Consider the following 21683-nt stretch of genomic DNA (forward strand, 5'->3'; position numbering starts at 1 on the left):
TTCGAAGGCAAACAGGTTAATGGAATTATTTGCCTGGCGCGCGGCTATTGCGCGTATAGGCGCAAAAGCCGGGCTTGGGGCCGATCTTGGGATGGTTGCGGCAGGTATTGGGGCGGCGCTCGTAAATGGTGCAGCGCCGGGTCTGCGCATCCAGATACAGGCAATCGCCGTTGGCGCGCTGCGCCAAGGTGAACAGGCTGTTCTTGAAATTGAAATGCTGGATCACCCGCTGCTTTTCCAGCCGCTTGGCGATGTTCTTGATCGGCTCTTCCAGCTCGAACTCGTCCACCACGCCAATGCGCACCAGATCCGGCAGCTTCACTTCCACCGGCATGGTGCAGCAGGACGCCATGCAGTCGCCGCACAGGCCGTTCTTGTACTTGATCCAGGTTTCCAGGCGGTTGATGTCGGCCACGGGGCATCCTTAACACATTGAATACGCGATACTTTCCCGTTGCGGGAAAGCGCGCATTCTACGGACGCCGCGTCAAACCGGCAAGCAGAAGGCGCGCAGCCAGCGCGTCGTCTCGTCCGGGCCGCGCAGCACATGCCACTGCGCCAGCGGATGCGCGTCGCGCAGCGCGGCCAGTTCGGCGCGGCGCTTGTCGTGGCTGCGCCAGGCCCAGCGCAGCAGGGAATCCGGTCCCCACAGCGTACCGCGCAAGGTTTCGCGGTTGCCATGCGCCAGCGTCTCGCCGCGCCATGCCCGCCAGAGGCTGCGGCGCACGATGCGCCAAGCCATCAAGCGGAGGGGATAGTCGAGCCAGATCACCCAATCGGCGCGCGGCAGCAACTGGCGCAGCGCGGAGCCATAGCAGCCTTCGGCCAGCCAGCGCTCGCCCTGCGCCAACGCCGCCACTCTGGCCTCGAACCCCTCCTGGCGAACCCACCCCGGCCCCCAGAACCATTCGTCCAGCTCCACCAGCGGCAAGGCCAGCGCGCGGCCGATAAGCTTCGCCAAGGTGCTTTTGCCGGCGCCGCTGCCGCCGACGATTACGATGCGCTTGGGCAATGGCTCCATCATTGGTAATGCGCTGCCGCCCGCCAGACCAGGCCGGACGCGTCCAGCCACAAAACCTCGGCCGCCAGGCCACGCGCGCCGCGGTAGTGGATGATCACCGAATCCGCGCCTGTCAGCGTGGCCAGGTGCTCAAAACGCAAATCAGGCAGCCGCCGCAGCGCCTCGCTCCAATAAGCGGCAACCGCCGGCTTGCCGCACAGCCGCCCGGACGGCTCGCCGGCCATTTCGGCGATGTAGGGCGAGCTCATTTCAAAATCGTCACGGTAATGCGCCAGGATGGCGCTCAGGTCATGGCGGTTCCAGGCTGCTATCCAATCCAGCGCCAGCCGCTCGGCGAAAGTCTTGTCCAGCATGAAAACGCTCTCCTCCAGGAATACCGGGTTCAGACGCCAAGCAGGATGGAAGGATGAACCACGCGCGTCACGCGCGGCAGCACGTCCGGCAGATAGATGGTCTGGATGGCTGCCAGTTGGCCATGCGCCTCCCAATGACCGCGGCTTTGCCAATGCTCCACCAGCACAAACTGGCTGGCGTCGGCCTGGGAATGGTAGGCCTCCCACAGCAGACAGCCCGGCTCGGCCAGACACAGCGGCCGCATCCGCGCCAGCGCGGCGGCCACCGCCGGTACCTCGGCCGGCTCCTTCACTTGCAGCGTCACAATCAATGGAAACATGGCTTAATTCCGTTTTTGGGGCGAGCCAGCCGGCTCAGTAGAATTCCATCTGGCGCAGGCCGACATAGCGCGGCGCAATAAAGCCATGCTCGCGGTCGCGCCAATAATCGTCCAGCAACATGGGAGGAAACACCGTCTTGTCGGCAAACTCGCCGCGCGCCAACCAGGCCGCCTCAACGATGTGCTCGCGCACCGCTTCCTCGGCGCTGCAATCGATGGCGCCGCCCAGCAGCTTGCCGGTGAACCAGAACTTGCACTCGCGGGTTTGCGGGCTGGCGAATTCCTCGATATAGGCCAGCGGCCCGATTTCCACCCGCAACCCGCACTCTTCCCACGCTTCGCGCCGCGCGGCGTCCGCCAGCGGCTCGTCATCGATGGCCCCGCCGCCCGGCGCCACCCAGAAGTCGTACACCCCCGGCTTGCAATGCCGCACCATCAGTACCCTGCCCTCATGCTCGACGATCACGCCGGCGCCTATGCGATGTTGCATGCCATTCCTCCCTGAAACCGGCCAGTATATCAAATCAATTATGTATTTGGCATTGCATGAAAGAAACAAGGCGCTTAGCAGAAAAATGCGCGTTCAGGGGCGGTAGACGATCAAGGGGATTTCCATCTCGTCCGGATGCACGCCGGCATGGGTGCCGGCCAATTGCAGTTTGCGCTCGCCTGGCAGCGTGTCGCGCAGGTTCCAGCCCGGCTTGGCGATCAGCGCCACGTCGCCGCAGCGATGAGCCAGATCGGGATGCGCCGGCCCCGGGCCGAACACGCCGGCAGCCAGCAGTTCCGCGCTTGGCTCCACCCAGCAGGCGTGGCCCAGCCGCGCGCGCGCCAGCTCGATGAAACGCTCCATGCAGCCTGGCTTCACATGGCAGTAGCTCATGCGCGTCTCGCCGGACAGCGGGCGCGCCAACAAGCTGTACAGTTCCGGAATTTCGTCCACATCCAGCCATTGTTCGGCCGGCGCGGCGACAAAGCCATGGTCGGCAATCGCCACCACCGCCGCGTCGTTCTGCTTGGCCGCGTCCAGCAGGCGGCCGAAATCGCCGTCCAGCTCGGCCAGCAGCCTGGCGGCCGCCTCGTCGTCCGGGCCGATCTCATGCATCAGCGTGTCCATCTGCCGCAGATACAAATAATGGAAAGCCGGCACCGGCGAATACAGCCGCGCCGTGAGCTGGACGAAGGCATCCTCGGAGTCGCGGTAAGGCAAGCGCATGCTGCTGCCGGCATGGTGGCGGCTGCAGGGAGAGTGGCAGATGTCTTCCGGCAGCATCAGGAAAGCCGGGCGGGAAAAATGCTCGAACAGCGGCGGCGCGCTGAACAGGGTATCGGCCAGCTGCTGCGGCGCGCTGGCGCTGCCAGCAGAATGGCGCACATATAGCGGCAAGGGCGCGATGATTTCCTCGCCATGCAGTTGATGCCAGCCGATCAGGCCGTGGCGAGCCGGCGGCTGGCCGGTCAACACCGTGGTCACCGCCGCCGTCGTGGTGGGCGGAAACACGCTGCTCAAGGTGGCCCGCCGCCGCAGACTCAAGCGGGTTTCCGGCCCCAGCCGCCGCAGCTGCGCCGCTCCCAGCCCGTCTATCAGCAACAGGCAGACATGGCGGTGATGGCCGATGCCGGCAAGCACATCCGTGGCCAGCGGCGGATAACCCAGATCCGGACCGCCCAGCTCCCAACTCAGCGTCTGCATCAGGTTGAGCAGGCCGCCGCCTTGATAATCCGGCCAGGCGGCCCCGGAGCAACGGGATTTCAGATTGGACATGGCGGCTATGCCGATTGGGAAAACCGCATTGTTGTCCTCGCCTCCCGGCGCGTCAACGACTGACCGCGCCATGCTAGCTCGACAAGGCCACAAACTCGCCGCACAGCCGGCCCGCCTGCGCGCCCTCATGTTCCAACACCGACGTCACCGCAATGCGGGCCTTGCCGCGACGCGACAAGGTTTTGATGAAACGCGGCCAGCTATCCGCGTCCGTCAGGAAGGCGCGCGCGGAAAACTCGCCGGCGATGGTTTGCTCATACTCCATGCTGTTGCGCTGGATAAGCAATGTAGCGTTCCGGCCCTCGGCCCTCAGCCGGATATGCAGCAAGGACCAAGCCGCCAGGATGGCCAGCGCCGACGCGCTGCCGCCAAACACCGTCGCGCAGTGGTTGATATTGGGCGCCAGCGGCGCGGTCAGCCTCACCTGGTCCGGATCGATGGCGGCCACCGATGCCTCCATCGCGCGGGACAGCGGGATGTTCTGGTGCAGATAGGCTTGCAGTTGCTCAGCGTGCATGGCATCTCCTGGAACCGGGCCGACTCATGATAAAGCCATTCTCAGCGACGATCATGCTCAGAACGGCGCCTTGGCCAGCGGCTGGAATTGCTGATTGACGCTGCCGGACAACTCTACATTGTCCGGATTCAGCATCCGCGCCGGCGCGCCGGCGGAAAAATCTATCTGGTCCAGGTCCACCCGGATCACATTGGGGCTGCTGGCCAGCTCGAAGAAATACTGCCGGTTGCTCAGGTCCGCCACGGTACGGTATTCGGTGTCATAGGTCGACCCAGGCGTCTTGTACGGCGCGTTGAACGGCACTGAGGCATTGCGCGCGACGGACAGGATGGACGCCACCGCCTGGCGCTGGCTCTGCGGCTCGCGCAGCGTGCTCAGGAAGTAGTTGGCGCGGATGAAGCGGTCTACCGGATTGACATTGCCCGGCAGCGGCGTCTCGCGCGTGGCCTGGGAGAAATCCCACTTCTTCAGTTCCGCCAGCTGCTGCTCATACGGCGGATCGTTGGTCAGCACGCGGAATTCCCGGCCGTGATAGATCTTGGGCTTGCCGTCAACGTACTGGATCAACGCCGAATCGCCGCTGGCATCCTCAATCGCCAGATGCAGCGAGGACTTGAAGCCGGCGTATTCCACCATCACCGGCTGAATCCGCTGCATCGCCTCCAGCGCCTCTGCCACCGTCGCCGCGTTGTCCAGCAGATACTGGCCCCACAGCCCGGCCTGCACGCCCTGCTTGCCCGGTTCGCGCGCGCCGTAGTCGGTGGCAGTCAGGAACAACAGGTGCATGGCCAGCCCCTTCTCGTTCATGCCATCCACCGCGCCGACGCCATAGGCCGATGTCACCACGCTGCCGTATTTGGCAGTCCAGCGCGCCGCATTGTCCTTGATCACGGTGGCCGGCCCCAGCTTGCCGCCATCGCGCGCCATGCCGCGCGGCAGGATCATCAGCCGGGGTTGGGTGGATTCGGCCCAGTCCATGGACCGCCCTGCCAGCACGGCGAGATGGTTGGTGTTCCACAGCGTGCGGGTGCAGGCATCCGCCGCCGGGGACCACAGCGCGAACGATGTCGTCGACGCGATCAGCAGGCTATGCAAGGCAGTCTTCATATCCATCCGGGACCCTTTATCGAAAATTATCAAAAACTTATAGACAGAGCGTAAGACAAGCGGTTCCATGCCGCGCAGACGGAAACCGCCCGGCACAGCCCGAACAAGCCGGAAAATCAGGACGCCACAGGCGGTTCCCTGCGGATATCGGGGAAGTAACACCGCACGACGCGGCGCTTACAAAACGTACGCCAGCCAGCACCACAGCGCCAGCAACAGCGCGTTGGAAGCCAGGAAGGCCAGGAAACGGTGGATCGGGTGATTGTAGCCAAGGTGGATGACGGTATGGACCAGACGCAGCGCGACATAGCCCCAGGCCAGCGCCAATACGGCCGGCGTGGCCAGATTTTTGGCGATGACGATGGCGCCGGCCACGTAGAACAGCACCGGCGCTTCGAACAGATTGGAGAAATTGCGCGCCAGCTTCACCTCGCTGTCAGGCGGCACATCGCCCTGCATCAGCCGGTAATAACTGCCCTTCACCCGCCCGGAACGGGCATTGGCAAAACGGGCGCTTCCCAGGCGGATGCCCACAAAGAAAGTCAGCAATACCAGCGCGAACATCGGGTAGATCATCATCGTCCCTTTCATAGAACCGCAATCGCTTCCCATCTCGTCTTGCAATGCCAACCATGTTGGCCTCCGGCCATCCCGTGGCCTCGCTCAGCGCAAAGTATTGAATTTATCGCGTTGCCGATTGAGGCGAATGCTACGCCAAGCAAAAATAGTCTAAGCTACGACGCCTTTCCGGTAGGAAACCAGATGCATTCCCGGCAACACGGGTCTGGCTGCGCCGAAACGGACAAAACCCAGTTTCTCGTACAAATGGCAATTGCCCGCTTCTTCGAGAATGGTGTCCAAGCACCAACCATGGCGGGGTTGATATAGCTGTTCGACCCATCGTATCGCTTGCTGGGCCAGGCCCTGATTCTGGAAAGCAGGAAGAATGAAAACGGGGCTGATCCGACATTGTTCGCCTCGACTCAGAACCACCACGCGGATCGCGCCAACCAAGTCATCGCCGCGCTGGATCAGGTAAAAATCGGCATCCGGCTGATCTAATTTCTTCACCAGCCTGTCCAAAGGCTCGGCCGCCGGGCTGAAAGCATGGTCCTGATATTTGCGCAGCAGGGGCATGAACGCCTCCACCTGCATCCGGTGGAGCGCCTCGGCATCGTCCAGTCTCGCCTTTATCAAACGGATTTCCATGCGATCGCAAACTTTCGACACGTTAACCAGCACACAAAATAAGATTTAAATGCCATTTAATTTGATCGAAACGCGCACACAATAGCAAGAGAATTAACAGCTCAATGCTCTGTACAATCAAAAAGGGCAAGCCAATAAGGCTTGCCCTGTGTTCAACCACGATAATGTATTGATGCGGCTTCCTCTTGTAGTAGGATGCCGCGTCAGCCTTTCACTGCGGCCGCTGCTTGAAGAAAGTGATAGGCGCGCTGGCCGGGATTTCGTTCGGCGGCGGCGTCTTCAAAATGTGCTTCTTCATCTTGCCCATCACGTGCATCTCGCAGGGACGGCATTCAAACTTCAGGGTGTAGGTCTCGTCGCCGGATTTCAGGATCATCGGATCGGCGCGCACCTGGCCCATCACGCCCTTGACGCCCTTGGCCTGCTTCGGGCACAGATTGTAGGAGAAGCGCAGGCAGTGCTTGGTGATCATCAGCGACACCTCGCCCTCTTCCTGGTGCGCCTCGTAAGCCGGCGCTATCACTTCCACGCCGTGCCGCTTGTAGAAGTCCCAGGCCAGCGCGTTGTAGACGTTGGCCAGATAGCTCAGCTCCTTCTGCGGAAAGACCGCCGGCGGCTCCACCGCCGCCTTGCGTTCGGGACGCGCCCAGGCGGCCAGGCGGGCGGCTTCCAGCTTTTCCACCGCCTCGCGGCGCAGGCCATTGATGACGGATGCCGGCACAAACCACGACTGGGAAAGATTCAGCGCCACATCGTGCGCCTGGAACAAGGTGTTGCCGAGCTTGGCGACGGCGTCGCGCAAGCTTTGCTCGGCGCGGGCGGCATCCTTGGCCGGCTCCAGCGCCAAATCCACAGCGGCGCTGGCGCTGCAGCCGTCGGCGTCGGTATAAGTCAGCGCGAGGCCTGTGGCGGTTTCCGACAGCGTGGCCCACACGCCGATGCGGCGCTCGGCCGATTTTTTCAGCAGCGCCAGTTCCCAGGCGTGGTCGCGGTTGCGGCAAATATCGGCGCCGGGCTTCAGGCCGGAGAGCACGGCCGGATCGTTAGGCTCGCAGCGCCAGACCAGCAGGCCGCCCTCGGCCTTCCCGACTTGCTTGACGGTGTTGAGCTGCATGCCCACCACCTCGCGCTTTTTCATGAAGTTGATGCCGTCGCCGTTGGACATCTGCTCTGTGGTGGCGATTTCCAGCCAGCTATCGCCGACCTTGTGCACGGTGCCGAGGCCGACGCCGACGAACTTGGGCGAATCAAAGGCGCCGATGTCCTGCTTGCGGCCGGTGGCGAAGTAATCCGTCGCCCCGCGGTGGAAAGTCTTGTCCGGATTCGGCGTGAAGAAGATTTCGCTCGTGCCGCTGGCGGCCGGCGCCAGTTCCGGGCGACGCTCGAAGATTTCGTCCAACAGCAGGCGGTAATGGGCGGTGATGTTCTTGACGTAGGACACGTCTTTATAGCGGCCTTCGATCTTCAGCGAACGCACGCCGGCGTCCAGCAACGCTTCCAGGTTGGCGCTCTGGTTGTTGTCCTTCATGGAAAGCAAATGCTTGTCGAAGGCCACCACGCCGCCTTTTTCGTCGGTCAGCGTGTACGGCAGTCTACAGGCCTGCGAGCAGTCGCCGCGGTTGGCGCTGCGGCCGGTGTCGGCATGGCTGATGTAGCACTGGCCGGAGAAGGCCACGCACAGCGCGCCGTGGATGAAGTATTCGATGGTGGCGGAACCGGCCACGCGGTCAGCGATGTTCTTGATCTGCGGAATGGTCAGCTCGCGCGCCAGCACGATCTGGCTGAAACCGGCGTCGGACAAAAAGCGCGCCTTGTCGGCGTCGCGGATGTCGCACTGGGTGGACGCGTGCAGCTGTATCGGCGGCAAGTCCATCTGCAGAATGCCCATATCCTGCACGATCAGCGCGTCCACGCCGGCATCGTACAGCTGCCAGATCAGCTGGCGCGCGGCGTCCAGCTCGGCGTCGTGCAGGATGGTGTTCAGCGTGGCGAAAATGCGCGCGTGGTAGCGGTGGGCGAAATCGCACAAGCCCGCGATGTCCTGCACGCTATTGCAGGCATTGTGGCGCGCGCCGAACGACGGCCCGCCGATATACACCGCGTCCGCGCCATGCAGGATGGCTTCGCGGCCGATTTCGGCGGTTTTGGCGGGGGACAGCAGTTCGACTTGGTGCGGCAACAGGCTCATGGCGATTCCGGGGATGCTATTAAGGTTATTCGGCTGAACGGGCGGGCCGGAAGTATAACGGAATCAGCAGCTTATAGATAGGCTGGTGGATTTCATAGTGCGGTTAAGTGCAACTACCTAGGATTTTTTATACGGATTGATTACCGGCATGACGGCTGCTACCCAAAGAATATTGGAGGCGTGCCCTCCTATCCAGTGAGTCCGTCATGTTCCGCCAACTCTCCATCTTCCAGCGCCTGGCCATCTTGGTTGCGGCGTTGCTGTCCGTTCCCATCCTGGTTGGCCTGTATGGCCTGCATACCCAGGACGGCATCCTCGGCGACTTCGCCACCACCTACTACGACCGCGTGGTCTGCCTGAAACAACTGAAAATCGTAGGCGACGGCTTCGCCGTGGGCATCGTCGACAACGCGCACAAACTGCGCAATCGCAGCCAGACCGCCAGCACCTTCCTCACCAACCTGAAACAGGCCCAAACCGATGTCAAAAAACAGTGGAGCGACTACCGCGCCACCTATCTGACGCCGGAGGAAAAACAGCTGGCAGATCAGTCGGATCAGGCCATGGCCGTGGCCGACCGCAGCGTCGAGAAACTGCGGCAAATCGTTGAGCGCGGCGACGAAGCCGCGCTGCAGAACTATGTGGAACACGATATGTATCCGGCGCTGGATCCGGTGGCGCAGCGCATTTCCGCCCTGGTGGACCTGCAGCTGCGCGTAGCGGCCGAGGAATTCGCCTCGGCGCAACAGCGCGCCGCCGCCAGCCGGCTGGTCAACATCGGCTTGATCGTAGCCGGCGTGCTGCTGGGCCTGCTGCTGGCGCAAACCATCGTGCGCGGCCTGCTGGCCGAGCTGGGCGGCGAACCGCGCGACGTGGTGGCGCTGGCCGGCCGCGTCGCCCAAGGCGACCTGAGCCAAAAACTGCCGGTGAAGAATGGAGACAAATCCAGCATCGTCGCCTCGATGGCGCTGATGCAAAGCGCGCTGATCCAACTGGTGCGCAATATGCAGGACATCACGTTGCGGCTGACCAATAGCGCGACCGAGCTGGCCGCGGCGTCGGAACAGGTGGCCAGCAGCGCCGAAGAGCAAACCCGCGCCGCCTCTTCGATGTCCGCCTCGGTGGAGCAGCTGTCGGTCAGCATCAGCTCGGCCAGCGACAACACCTCCGATGTGGCCAAGGATTCGGTTTCCAGCGGCGAGCTGGCGCGCAAGGGCGAGAGCATCATCAACGAAACGCTGCAAACCATGACCCATGTCGCCGAACAGGCGCGGTCGGCGCAGCAGCAGGCCGACCTGTTGGGCAGCCGTTCGCAGGAAATCGCCAGCGTCATCCAGGTGATACGCGACGTGGCGGAGCAAACCAATCTGCTGGCGCTGAACGCGGCGATCGAAGCCGCCCGTGCCGGGGAACAGGGCCGCGGCTTTGCGGTGGTGGCGGACGAAGTGCGCAAGCTGTCGGAACGCACCTCCCACTCCACCACGGAAATCAGCGGCAGCATCCGCGACATGCTGGATTGCAGCCAGCACGTGGTGGACAACATCCATAGCACGGTGGAGCGGATGGAGGCCGGGCTGGGCCAGGCCGAACGCGCCCGCGAGGCCATCTCCGGCATCACCGGCAACGCGGAGCGGGTCAAACAGTCGCTGTCCGGCATCGCCATCTCGCTGAATGAACAGCAACAGGCCGGCACGGCCATTGCCGGCAATGTGGAACAGGTAGCGCAAATGTCCGAGGAAACCAGCACCGCTGCCATTCAAACAGCCAATGCCGCCAGTCAGGTGGAACAGATGGCCGTCGCCCTGCAATCGGCGATCAGCCATTTCCGCCTGCCGGCTGGTGGCCAAGCCACTGCCGGCGAGCCCGCCTTGCAAGCCGCCGCCTCTCCCGCCGCCTGGCAAACCTGATCCCCTGGCAGCTTGAGCCGTCGCTCTTAATCATTACGCGAGTCAAGATGGCGAACGACTGTTCGCCATCTTTTTTTGTGCGCCGCACAAAAGATGAACGCTTTATCTTTGTTCGCTTCCGAAAATAAATTGGTATTGAAGTGGACATTTAATCACAATTATCACTTATTTGTTTCGCATATGAATGAGACTGGCTTTTAAAGATTAAATTCTCTCGATTTATTAGATTTTTCGTGCCTGAACTCTAGCCAATTCATGACTTTAATCATAAGATGCATCTTGCATGGCAACATTGCAACAGCATTACAGGCAATTTTCATTGGAATAGTCTCATACCAATTGAAGACCAATATAAGACCAGATAATTTCCCTCCAGGATTTCCACATATGGATTCCGCAACTGGACCTGGAGTTAAGAAAAATGCATACGCAACGCTCACTTCTCTTGGCAGTACTGGCTGCGTTCACCGGCGTCGCCCTGGCGGCGGAAGAGCCGGCCGTTCCCCCGGCAAGCGATGGCCCCGCGATGAAAGGCACGGCGCAAGCCATACCCGAAAGCAATGTCTACGATCTGCTGACCAAATCGGAAACCACTCTCAGCGCGCTGTACTACGGCCGCGACCGTCAAGAAACCAACCCAACCGGCAATAATGGCGACATCCGCGTCAACGCCTTGAACCTGGGCCTGAATTTCAAATCCGGCTACGCCTGGGACAAGCTGGGCTTCGATGCCGCGGCGCATAGCTCGATCCGCCTGACCAAGGGCATCGGCTTTTCCGAAGTCCTGTACCACGACTACAACGACATGACCAACCCGGACGAATACGGCGGCGGCAGGGACAAGAGCGATGCGGTGCTGAGCCAAGCGGCGATCAAATTCCGCCAGAACCCGGACGGCCAAGGCCTGTCCTTCCGCGCCGGCTACACTCCGATCAGCATCGGCACCATGGGCACCTCCGGCGGCCTGCAGTCTCACGCCTATCGCGGCTTTGAAGGCAAATACAAGATCGGCGACTTCGAAGTCGGCTATGGCTGGGCCGATCAGTTCCGCAATGAGTGGGACTACCGCTTCCGCGACATGACCAACTCCTGGGAACAGGGCCGCAGCAATGGCAGCACTGCCAAGAAAGTCGATTACGTCAACAGCGTGGGCCTGCGCTACGCGCCTGAAAACGCCTTCATCGACATCGGCTTCGGCGAAGGCAAAGACTACCGCCGCACCGCGCAGATTGCCGGCTCCTACACCTGGAAGCTCTCCGGCGGCGACACGCTGACCGGCGTGGCCTACTACTTCCAGGGCAAGGACGAATCGCAGCTGGGGATGAAGAATTCGCAAACCGCCTGGCACAGCAGCGCCAGCGTGACCTACACCACCGGCGGCCTGTCGCTGATGGGCGGCATCGGCAAGAGCCGCAACCCGGATGGCGGCGAAGTGAACTTCCGCATGACGCCGTACGGCAACAGCGATAACCGGAACTTCATCCAGACCTGGGGCCAGGACGACGACTTCGTCTGGGATGGCATGAAGGTCGTCAAATTAGGCGTCAGCTATGACTTCGCCAAAGTCGGTGTTCCGGGTCTGACCATGGGCGTCAGCGGCAACTACTCCAACGGCGCATTCAATCCGAACACCAACCGCACCTATACCGTCAAAGAAGTCGATGCCAGCGTCGGTTACAGCGTCCAAAACGGCGCGCTCAAGGGATTCAGCATCGGCGTTTATCCAGGATGGTTCCGAAGCGGAGGATTCTTACAGGCCGGTTACGGCAAGGGTGACCGCAACGACGTAAAAGTGATCGCTTCTTACAGCAAGACCTTCTGATGACCGGGCCGCCGCGATGGCAATCGCGGCGGCTCTTTTGGCCAAACTCAAGAAAGATAAGGACGCAGACATGAAGCTGAAGACCCTGAGCCTGTCCCTGTTGATCGCCGCCGGCCTGTCCGCGCCGCTGGCCGCCCATGCCGCCGACAAGCCGGTGCTGGAAGTGTGGACCATGAGCCTGTCGCCCAAGTTCGACGGCTATTTCAAGGAGCTGGTGGCCAAGTACAACGCCCAGCATCCGAATGTGGAAGTGAAGTGGACCGACTATCCCTGGGACGTGATCCAGGCCAAGTTCACCGCTGCCGTCGGCGCCGGCAAGCCGCCGGCCCTGGTCAACCTGAACGTGCCCTGGGCCTACGACTACCAGCAAGAGGGCCTGATCCAACCGCTGGACAACCTGATCGACAAGAGCCAGTACGTGGCCGGCGCGCTGAAGGACGTCACCTTCAACGGCAAGGTTTACGCCTTCCCGCATTACAACGGCGCCGACGTGATCGCCTATAACGCAGCGCTGTTCAAGAAGGCCGGCCTGGACCCGAACCAGCCGCCCAAGTCGTTTGACCAGGAGCTGCAATACGCCAAGATCATCAAGGCCAAAACCGGCGTGGCCGGCTTCGCCCCCAAGATGGGGCCGACCAAGATCGAGGGCCTGTTCCTGCAAAACGGACTGGACGTGGTTAAGGACGGCAAGCCGGCGTTCAACAGCCCGGCCCACGTCGCCTTCGTCAAAAAGCTGGCCGATGCCTACAAAGCCGGCGCGTTGATGAAGGACAATCTGTTCGTGCAGGACAACTTCCAGGTGGCGATGGCGGCGTACAACAGCGGCCGCATGGCCATGCTGGAATCCAGCCCCACCGCGCTGATCCGCGTCCGCGACGAAGCGCCCAAGGTCTACCGCGACACCCGCGTCGCCGCATCGCCGCTGGGCCCCACCGGCATCGCCGCCGGCGGCTGGATGTTCAACTTCGCCGTGGCGCGCAATGTGGACAAGGCGCTGCTGCCGGAAATCGGCAAGTTCGGCAACTACCTGACCAACGCCGACAACCAGTTGGCTTTCGCCAAGCTGGCCGGCACCCTGCCCACCGCGCGCAAGGCGGCGCAGGATCCGCACTTCCAGAAAGTGGCCGACAACGCCGGCCCGGCCGAACGCGCCGTCGGCATCGCCGCCGCCAACCTGGACAAGACGCGCACCCTGTTCCTGTCGGTGAAGAACGCCGACGTGCTGTCGGCCAAGCTGTCGGCCGCGGTGGAAAAAGCGGTGACCGGCCGCCAGGACGCCAAGGCCGCGCTGGACGAAGCCGCCGCCTACTGGGCCGGCAAGCTGTAAGCCTCCCGCAGCGCCCCATCCGCCGCGCGCAACCAGCGGATGGGCGTTTTCGCAAACCCACCGGGAGTATGAGCCATGCGCAATCACCGCAAGACCACTCTGCAAGCCTATCTGTTCCTGGCGCCAGCCCTGTTGCTGCTGCTGGTGTTTTCGTTCTGGCCAGTGGGTTTCGGCTCCTTCCTCGCCTTCACCCGCTACAACCTGATCGACGCGCCGCAATGGGTGGGTTGGGACAATTTCCGCGACCTGTTCGGCGACGAGCTGTTCCTGTCGGCGCTGAAGAATTCGGCGCTGTATCTGCTGGTAGTGCCGGTGATCCAAGTGCTGGCCATTCTGCTGGCGGTGCTGGTCAACAACAACCTGCCCGGCATCAAGCTGTTCCGCGCCGCCTACTATCTGCCCGTGGTCACCTCGGTATCGGTGATCGGCATCATCTGGAATTTCATGTACACCGAGGACGGCGTGCTCAACGCCGTGCTGCGCTGGCTGCACCTGATCAATGATCCGGTGGGCTGGCTCAGCGACGACCACATCGCGCTGTTCGCGGTGATGTTCATCACCGTCTGGCGCGGCATAGGCTGGTATATGGTGCTGTACCTGGCCGGCCTGCAGTCCATTCCGGCCGATGTGCACGAGGCCGCGCAGCTGGATGGCGCCGGCCGCTGGCAGCGCTTCTGGCGCATCACCGTTCCGCTATTGGCGCCCACCATTCTGCTGTGCTCGGTGATGTCGGTGCTGGCGGCGGTGAAGGCGTTTGAGGAAGTGCAGATCCTGACCAAGGGCGGGCCGATGCAGTCCACTTATACCGCGCTGTATTACGCCTACGAGTTCGGCATCAAGTCGCTGAACTTCGGCCGCGCCCTGGCCGCCAGCCTGGTGATGTCTGCGTTCTGCATCGTGCTGGCCTGGCTGAACTTCCGTTACCTGCAACCGCGAGACCGCTGAGGAGGCGCGATGACCCCCACCACTACTCTTCCGGCCGCCGCGCCGCGGCTGGACCGCTTGGGCAACCGCGCCTTCCATTACCTGGCGTTGAGCGCCATCGGCCTGATCACTGTTTACCCCTTCTGGTGGACGCTGGTGACGGCGCTGTCCGGCGATGGCGAAGTGTTCGCCTTCCCGCCGCCCTTGCTGCCCACTGCGCCGACGCTGGCCCACTTCGGCGAGGCCATCTCCAGCATCGACATCCTGGCCTTCTATCGCAACTCGCTGGCCATCACCGCGCTGACGGTGGCCGGCACGCTCTTGGTCAGCGCGCTGGCCGCCTACCCGCTGGCGCGGATGCGCTTCCCCGGCCGGCGGCTGGTGTTCGGCGCCATCCTGGCCACCATGATCCTGCCCAGCGAGGTCAATTTCCTGGTCAACTTCATCACCGTGTCCAAGCTGCAGCTGACCGACAGCTATAGCGGCGTGGTGCTGCCGACGCTGGCCGGCGCGGTGGGCATCTTCCTGATGAAGCAGGCCTTCGAGGCGGTTCCGCAGGACCTGATCGACGCCGCCCGCGTCGACGGCGCTTCGGAGTGGCAAATCTTCTGGCGCATCATGCTGCCGCTGGCCCGGCCGGCGCTGGCGGCGCTGACCATCCTCACCACGGTGTCGGCGTGGAACCAGTACATCTGGCCGTCCATCGTGATGTCCAGCCCGGACAAGTTTCCGCTGTCGGTCGGCGTGCTGTACCTGGCCGGCGCCTTCAGCTTCAAGACGCGGGTGGTGGCGGCCGGCGCGGTGCTGACCGTGCTGCCCATCCTGATCGTCTTCCTGTTTACCCAGCGCTATTTCCTGCGCGGATTCGACGGAGCGGTGAAATGACCCTGACCCCTGAACAACTGGATGCCCTGGCCGGCCGCTGCCTGATGGTGGATGTGGAAGGCCCGGTTTTGAGCGATGAAGAAGCGGCGCTGCTGCAGCGCATGCGCGTGCGCGCCGTCTGCCTGTTCCGCCGCAACGTGCCGGACGCGGCCGCCACCCGCCGCCTGGTGGCGGACCTGAAATGCGCGCTGGGCGACGACATCCTGATCGGCATCGACCAGGAAGGCGGCGGCGTGATGCGCACCCTGTTCCTGCCGCAAGCGCCGGCGGCGATGGCCCTAGGCGCCGCGGACGATGAAGCGCTGGCGCGCAAAGTCGGCGGCGCGGTGGCGCGCGGCCTGAAGAGCCTGGGCATCAACTGGAACTTCGCCCCAGTGCTGGACCTGAACAACAACCCGGCCAACCCTGTCATCGGCGAACGCGCCTTCGGCGCCGATCCCGTACGCGCCGCGCAACTGGCCCGCGCCTGGATGGAAGGCCATCTGGCAGAGGGCGTGGCCTGCTGCGTCAAGCACTTCCCCGGCCATGGCGACACCCATACCGACTCCCACCTGGACCTGCCGGTGGTGGACAAGCCGCAGGCCGAACTGCGCGACTACGAACTGGCGCCATTCAAGGCGCTGTCGCCGCACGCGCCCGCGCTGATGAGCGCCCACATCCGCTTCCCCAGCCTGGACGCCGAATGGCCGGCCACGCTGTCGCCCGCCATCCTCACCGGCCTGCTGCGGCAAGAACTGGGCTTCCAGGGCGTGGCCATCACCGATGCGCTGAACATGAAGGCGATACGGGAGCGCTGGGGCCAGCCGGCCGGCGCGGCGCAGACGCTGAAAGCCGGGGCGGATCTGGCGCTGGTGCTGCAATTCGCCGACGAAATGGAAGCCAGCTTCGACGCGCTGCGCGCGGCCCTGCAAAACGGGGACCTGACCGAGGCGCGGCTATCCGAAGCGGCCGAACGGGTGGACGCGTTGATCCGCCGCTATCCCAGCGTGGACGATTACGCTTATGCAGCAGAGCAACGCGCGGCGGACGAAGCCCTGTTCGCCGAGGCGTGGCGGCGCGCGCTGACGGCGCATGGCGACGTTCCCACGCTACCCGCCGGCCAGCGGCTGCGGCTGGTGGTGCAAGAACAGGCACCTTCCGACGGCGTGTCCGAAGCCGGCCTGTCCGCCAGCAAGCTGGTGGCCGCGCTGTCGCGCCGGCACGCGCTGGAAGTGGTGCGCTTCCAAGAGCGCGCCGCGCTCGACTGGTCCACCCTGCCGCAAGACGGCGTATTCACCGTGCTGGCCTCCACCACGCGCGAACGCTACGGCAGCCGCGAGCGGCAAAGCTGGAAACCGGACTTGCATCTGGCATTGTGGAACCCCTACGCTGCCGCCGACATCGCCGCGCCGGCCTTGATCAGCTATGGCTTCGCCGACGCCGCGCTGGAAGCCGTCAGCCGCTGCCTGGCCGGCGAGATCGCCGCCGCCGGCCGCCTGCCGGTGGCGCTGGGCCAACCCTATCTGGAGCAATGAGATGTCCCGACTCTCGCTGAAACACATCCGCAAGGTGTACGACGACGGCAATGCCGTGATCCACGACGTCAGCCTGGACATCCGCGACGGCGAATTCATGGTCTTCGTCGGCCCGTCCGGCTGCGGCAAATCCACCATGATGCGCATGATCGCCGGCCTGGAAGACATCACGGCGGGCGAGCTGTGGATAGACGACAAGCTGGCCAATGACATCGAGCCGGCCAAGCGCGGCCTGGCCATGGTGTTCCAGAGCTACGCGCTGTATCCGCACATGACGGTGCGCGAAAACATGGCCTTCAGCCTGAAACTGGCCGGCAAGAGCAAGGCGGAAATCGACGCCGCCGTGCATCGCGCCGCGCTGACCCTGCAAATCGAACATCTATTGGACCGCAAACCCAAGGCCCTGTCCGGCGGACAGCGCCAGCGCGTGGCCATCGGCCGCGCCATTGTCAGGAAGCCCGGCGTGTTCCTGTTCGACGAGCCCTTGTCCAATCTGGACGCCGCGCTCAGAGTGCAGATGCGCATCGAGCTGGCGCGGCTGCACCAGGAGCTGGGCAGCACCATGATCTACGTCACCCACGACCAAGTCGAGGCGATGACGCTGGGCCACCGCATCGCGGTGTTCAACGCGGGCCGCATCGAACAGGTGGGCACGCCGCTGGAGCTGTACAACCGCCCGGCCAACCGCTTCGTCGCCGGCTTCCTCGGCTCGCCCAAGATGAACTTCATCCCGGCGCGCGCGCTGCAGCATGCGCCCGATGGCCTACCGCTGCGGCTGCCCGGCGACTACCGGCTGAAGCTGCCGGTGGCCGAAACCGTCCAGGGCGAGCTGACGCTGGGCGTCCGCGCCGAGCATCTGCGCTTCGCCGAAACCGGCATCCCGGTGACGGTGCAACTGGTGGAGCACCTGGGCGACCAGCAGATCGTCTACCTGCGCCACGAAGGCGCCGAAGAGCCGATCGCGCTGAAGCTGAACGGCCACGAGCCCGAGCCGGCGCCGGGCAGCCTGCGCTTCGTGCAGCCGGATCCGCGCCACTGCCATCTATTCACGCCGGAGGGCGTCGCGCTGACGCTCGTTTCGCCAACCTGCGCCACGCGCGAAGAAGAGGACGTCTCCGCCGCCTCCTGATCCCCGCCCGCGCCGCCGCCCCATGCCTGCCCATGCGCTGTTGCGTCAGGGCTCGCGCACCGCCGGCCGTCGCGGCGATGCGCCGCCGGGGCGGTTCGACGCGGCCATGGATGGCCCTCCACTCGCGAGAACGGTGACGGGCCGGCTACCGCCGATCACAAGCGATGCATCGAGGACCACCATGAAAATTTCCGTCATCATTCCCACTTACAACTGCTCCGCATTGCTGGCGGCCTCATTGCGCGCGCTGCAACGGCAAACCTTGCCGCGCGCGCAATTCGAGGTCATCGTCTGCGACGACGGCTCCTCCGACGATACGGCGCAAGTCGCCGCCGGCTTCTCCGGTTCGCTCGCGCTGCGCTATCTGTGGCAGGCGGACCAGGGATTTCGAGCGGCGACCGCTCGCAACCTGGGCGAGTAAACCGCGGACAAGGACTCTATCCAACTGGAAGTGCGCTGGCGCAACGTTCCCAGCGCGGCCTGGCGGCCCTCCCATTCCCGCCAATTCGCCGCCATGCTTGCCTCGCTGCACGCCATTGCCGACTGACTGGACGCCGCCATGACCTTACGCGACTCGCCTCTGCTCGCCTGCATTTTCCTGACCGGCATGAGCACCGCCCTGTTCAATCCGCTGCAAAGCTCCTTTTTCGTGCGGGAGCTAGGCGTCGGCCCAGGTTTCGTCGGCCTCTACCTGGCGCTGTCCATAGGCTGCGCCATGCTGGTCTCGCATTGGGTGGGCTCTCGCTCCGACGATGGCCGGCCCAGGCAGCGGCTGATACGCTTGTCCGCCCTCGCAGGCATGGCGGCCTTCCTGGCCTTCTCGCTGTTGCGGGATCCGGTCTGGCTGGCCGCCGCCAGCCTGTCCCTGGTCAGTCTCACCGCCATCGCCGCGCCGCAGCTGTTCGCGCTGGCGGCGTCGCATGGGTCCCGCGACAACGCCGCGCTGCTCGGCGCCATGCGCGCCATGGTGTCGCTGGCCTGGGTTGTCGGTCCGCCGCTGGCCTTCGGCATCGCCGCGGCTTTCGGTTTTCGCGCGGCTTTCGCGTCCTTGATCGGCATTTACGCGCTGGTATGGCTCGCCAGCTACCGGCTGCCGCGGAACGGCGCGCGGCAGGCGCCGTCTGAGCCAGCCAATCGGCGGGACAAGCCCGGCAAGGCGATGTGGCTGGTGGCCGCCGGCATGGGCGTGCTGTATATCGCGATCAACAACTACATCATCCAGATGCCGCTTTATCTGGCCAGGCAACCAGCCGCGCCGGCCTGGCTGCCTGGCGCGCTGTTCGGGCTGACGGCGGCGCTGGAGATTCCGCTGATGATGCTGTCTGGCTGGATCAGCCGCCGCTGGGCCGCCGAAACGCAGCTCCTGCTGGCCGCGGCCCTGGGCGCCGGCTACTACGCGGCTTTCGTCATGGTGGACGCTTGGCCGGCGCTGCTGGCGCTGCAAGCGCTGCCCGCCGCCTGCATCGCCTTGAGCGCCACCGCCGGCCTTCAACTATGTCAGCAATTAGGCAAAGAACGACTGGGCTACGCGTCCACGCTGTATTCCAATGCGATCTCCGCCGGCATGGCGCTGGGCGCTCTGGCGGGCGGCGCCATCGCCGGCCTATGGGGATACCGCGTTTCGATCGCCGCGTGTTCGGCGGCCTGCCTGCTGGCCCTGGCGCTATTTCATCGGCTCCATCGCGAGAAAAACCGCGTGCCGGCCGTCTTCGCCCTCCCGCCGCAATGAGACGCTGCGGATGGCGCAGACCGTCATCCGCGGCGCTATCCACAAGCACGCCCTGATTCCGAATTTATCCACAACCCGAAGCAGCGGCCAATGCCTGTCCCGCGCCAGCCGCAGTCATCTCGCGCTCAAGCCGTTTACCCACAGCCATTCCAGATGGTGAAACTTACCCACAGCCGCGGTTCCCGGCGCCGCCTGCATAAAAATCCCTGATTTGGCTAAGTAAATATTCGTAAGACATCGCGGACTGCCCTACAACTAGAGCAAGTATTGTTCTTGTTCGGAGATTCGCCATGGATCGCCACACCTCGCTGGCTGGACAGCTGGCCGCCATCGTCGGACTCGCCATCGCCATCTTGCTGTTGGCCGCCGTTTTCTCCTTGTCCCAGTTGTGGGGCAGCGTTCGCACCTTCCGCGACCAGGTGGCATTGGATCAACGCAGCGTGCAACAAGTGCTGACTCTGCAGGTGGATTTCAAAAAGCAGGTGCAGGAATGGAAGGATACGCTGCTGCGCGGCCAGGATCCGGCCAAGTTGGCCAAGTACTGGGGCAACTTCCAGCAGAAGGAAGGCAAGGTGCGCGACGAAGCGAACGCGCTGGCCGCCCAGGTGTCCGACCCGCAGGCGCAACAGCTCCTGCAGCAATTCGTCGCCGCCCACCAGAAGATGGGCGATGACTACCGCAAGGGTTTTGAGGCCTATAAACAAGCCGGATTCGACTTCAAGGCCGGCGACAAACAGGTGGCCGGCATGGATCGCCCTCCGACCGAGCTTCTGACCCAAGCCAGCGACTTCCTGGCCAAGCGTGCCCAGGAGCATGCCGAGGCGGCCGTGGCCAGCGCCAATTCCGCCTTGTGGCGCGTCAGCATCGCCATGCTGCTGGGCACCGCGCTGGGCATGGGCCTGTTGCTCTACTTCGTCAATCGCACCATCGTAACGCGCGCGCGCAGGCTGGTGGCGGATCTGACCCGGCTGGCCGAGGGCGACTTCACCCGGCCGTTCGAACCCGGCCGCATGGACGAGATCGGCCAGATCGCCGCCTGCAGCGAGACGGTGCGCACCCATCTAGGCGCGTTGATCGGCGAACTGAGCCTTGCCGCGAAACAGGTCAGCGAAACCGGCCGCGAGCTGAGCCGAGCGGCGCAAGCCTTGGCCAATGGCGCCGCCACCCAGAACGACGCCATCGCCAGCAACGCCGCCTCGCTGGAGCAAATGGCCACCAGCATAGACACCATTGCCGACCAGACCGTGCGCATCAGCGACGACTCACTGGACAGCGCCCAGAAAACGCGCGAAGGCATGGAGGAGGTGACGCGCCTGCGCCGCCAGACAGAAATGATAGACGCAGTGATGGGCCAGGTGGACGAAGCCGCGCGCGCCTTCCGCGACAGCACCGAATCGATTGGCCACCTCACCAGCCAGATCCGCGACATCGCCGAGCAGACTAATCTCTTGGCGCTGAACGCGGCGATCGAGGCGGCGCGCGCCGGGGAGATGGGACGCGGATTCGCGGTGGTGGCGGACGAGGTGCGCAAGCTGGCGGAAAACTCCGCCAAGGCGGCCAGCGAAATCAAGCAGGTGACCGAGCAACTGAATCAGAACGCCCATTCCGTGGGCAGCACGGTGCAAAACGGCATAGCCGCCACGCAGCAGAGCCGTGGGACGATGGAAACCGTAGTGGTCAACCTGCAGTCCGCCAACGACAGCGTGCAAGAAGCCAGCGGCGGCGTGAGCCAGATCCGCGACGCGATTTCGGAGCAGAAAAGCGTGTGCAACAGTATCGCCGCCAGTTTTGAAACGGTGTCGCAAATGGTGGCGGAGAATACCGAAGCCGCCAACGATCTGCACAGCGCGGTGCAGAGCCTCAACAAGGTGGCCGAAGACATGCGCGACATGGCCGGCAAGTTCCGGCTGTAGGGCGCAAGCCCGGCGATGCCGGGCATTCCGCTACATGATGATCCGCCGCGACA

At 63.7% G+C, this 21683-nt stretch carries 21 protein-coding genes; 10 read left to right on the forward strand and 11 right to left on the reverse strand.

Features of this window, described 5'->3' with window-relative positions:
- Positions 1-25 precede the first annotated feature (25 nt).
- The 11 genes from BI343_RS17745 to BI343_RS17795 form a co-directional block, all read right to left on the reverse strand.
- On the reverse strand, positions 26-415 hold the full coding sequence (locus tag BI343_RS17745) for a YkgJ family cysteine cluster protein (RefSeq protein ID WP_043626951.1): 390 nt from the start codon (positions 413-415) through the stop codon (positions 26-28).
- Positions 416-487: 72 nt separating this feature from the next.
- Positions 488-1024 carry a P-loop NTPase family protein gene (locus BI343_RS17750; RefSeq protein ID WP_071110712.1) on the reverse strand — a complete coding sequence of 179 codons (537 nt, stop codon included), beginning with the start codon at positions 1022-1024 and terminating at the stop codon, positions 488-490.
- Entirely contained in the window at positions 1021-1374 is a 354-nt protein-coding gene (locus BI343_RS17755; RefSeq protein WP_071110713.1) for a nuclear transport factor 2 family protein, read from the reverse strand. Before BI343_RS17755 ends, BI343_RS17750 begins: the two co-directional genes overlap by 4 nt.
- Before the next feature lie 29 nt (positions 1375-1403).
- A complete protein-coding gene (locus tag BI343_RS17760) occupies positions 1404-1694 on the reverse strand; it encodes a putative quinol monooxygenase (protein ID WP_043626957.1) in 291 nt (96 codons plus the stop codon).
- 34 nt (positions 1695-1728) lie between these two features.
- On the reverse strand, positions 1729-2184 hold the full coding sequence (locus tag BI343_RS17765) for an NUDIX domain-containing protein (protein WP_071110714.1): 456 nt from the start codon (positions 2182-2184) through the stop codon (positions 1729-1731).
- A gap of 93 nt (positions 2185-2277) precedes the next feature.
- Positions 2278-3459 carry an alkaline phosphatase family protein gene (locus BI343_RS17770; protein WP_071110804.1) on the reverse strand — a complete coding sequence of 394 codons (1182 nt, stop codon included), beginning with the start codon at positions 3457-3459 and terminating at the stop codon, positions 2278-2280.
- A 73-nt stretch (positions 3460-3532) separates the two neighbouring features.
- Positions 3533-3976 (reverse strand): YiiD C-terminal domain-containing protein, encoded by a 444-nt coding sequence (locus tag BI343_RS17775; protein ID WP_071110715.1) that lies wholly within the window; start codon positions 3974-3976, stop codon positions 3533-3535.
- Positions 3977-4033: 57 nt separating this feature from the next.
- Complete coding sequence (locus BI343_RS17780) at positions 4034-5083, reverse strand: linear amide C-N hydrolase (protein WP_083341070.1); 1050 nt, start codon at positions 5081-5083, stop codon at positions 4034-4036.
- Between the two features lie 177 nt (positions 5084-5260).
- A complete protein-coding gene (locus BI343_RS17785) occupies positions 5261-5662 on the reverse strand; it encodes an MAPEG family protein (protein ID WP_244886690.1) in 402 nt (133 codons plus the stop codon).
- Between the two features lie 150 nt (positions 5663-5812).
- A complete protein-coding gene (locus tag BI343_RS17790) occupies positions 5813-6292 on the reverse strand; it encodes a GNAT family N-acetyltransferase (RefSeq protein WP_071110716.1) in 480 nt (159 codons plus the stop codon).
- Positions 6293-6503: 211 nt separating this feature from the next.
- Positions 6504-8480: a peptidase U32 family protein gene (locus BI343_RS17795; protein ID WP_071110717.1), complete on the reverse strand. Its 1977-nt coding sequence runs from the start codon at positions 8478-8480 to the stop codon at positions 6504-6506.
- Positions 8481-8686: 206 nt separating this feature from the next.
- Between BI343_RS17795 and BI343_RS17800 the strand changes: the two genes are divergently transcribed.
- The 10 genes from BI343_RS17800 (at position 8687) to BI343_RS17845 (ending at position 21630) form a co-directional block, all read left to right on the forward strand.
- Positions 8687-10387, forward strand: coding sequence for a methyl-accepting chemotaxis protein (locus BI343_RS17800; RefSeq protein ID WP_071110718.1), 1701 nt, complete (start codon positions 8687-8689; stop codon positions 10385-10387).
- A gap of 421 nt (positions 10388-10808) precedes the next feature.
- Positions 10809-12209 carry an OprD family outer membrane porin gene (locus BI343_RS17805; protein ID WP_083341057.1) on the forward strand — a complete coding sequence of 467 codons (1401 nt, stop codon included), beginning with the start codon at positions 10809-10811 and terminating at the stop codon, positions 12207-12209.
- A 70-nt stretch (positions 12210-12279) separates the two neighbouring features.
- Complete coding sequence (locus BI343_RS17810; protein ID WP_071110807.1) at positions 12280-13536, forward strand: ABC transporter substrate-binding protein; 1257 nt, start codon at positions 12280-12282, stop codon at positions 13534-13536.
- A 75-nt stretch (positions 13537-13611) separates the two neighbouring features.
- On the forward strand, positions 13612-14481 hold the full coding sequence (locus tag BI343_RS17815) for a carbohydrate ABC transporter permease (protein WP_043626969.1): 870 nt from the start codon (positions 13612-13614) through the stop codon (positions 14479-14481).
- 9 nt (positions 14482-14490) lie between these two features.
- Entirely contained in the window at positions 14491-15345 is an 855-nt protein-coding gene (locus tag BI343_RS17820; protein ID WP_071110720.1) for a carbohydrate ABC transporter permease, read from the forward strand.
- On the forward strand, positions 15342-16859 hold the full coding sequence (gene nagZ / locus BI343_RS17825; protein WP_071110721.1) for a beta-N-acetylhexosaminidase: 1518 nt from the start codon (positions 15342-15344) through the stop codon (positions 16857-16859). Before BI343_RS17820 ends, nagZ begins: the two co-directional genes overlap by 4 nt.
- A 1-nt stretch (position 16860) precedes the next feature.
- Positions 16861-17988, forward strand: coding sequence for an ABC transporter ATP-binding protein (locus BI343_RS17830; RefSeq protein ID WP_071110722.1), 1128 nt, complete (start codon positions 16861-16863; stop codon positions 17986-17988).
- Between the two features lie 181 nt (positions 17989-18169).
- Positions 18170-18409: a glycosyltransferase gene (locus tag BI343_RS20115; RefSeq protein WP_071110723.1), complete on the forward strand. Its 240-nt coding sequence runs from the start codon at positions 18170-18172 to the stop codon at positions 18407-18409.
- Positions 18410-18547: 138 nt separating this feature from the next.
- On the forward strand, positions 18548-19717 hold the full coding sequence (locus BI343_RS17840; RefSeq protein ID WP_071110724.1) for an MFS transporter: 1170 nt from the start codon (positions 18548-18550) through the stop codon (positions 19715-19717).
- A 290-nt stretch (positions 19718-20007) separates the two neighbouring features.
- Positions 20008-21630, forward strand: a complete 1623-nt coding sequence (locus tag BI343_RS17845; protein ID WP_071110725.1) for a methyl-accepting chemotaxis protein — start codon at positions 20008-20010, stop codon at positions 21628-21630.
- Positions 21631-21683 lie beyond the last annotated feature (53 nt).

This window comes from Chromobacterium amazonense, from assembly GCF_001855565.1.
Lineage (GTDB): Bacteria > Pseudomonadota > Gammaproteobacteria > Burkholderiales > Chromobacteriaceae > Chromobacterium > Chromobacterium amazonense.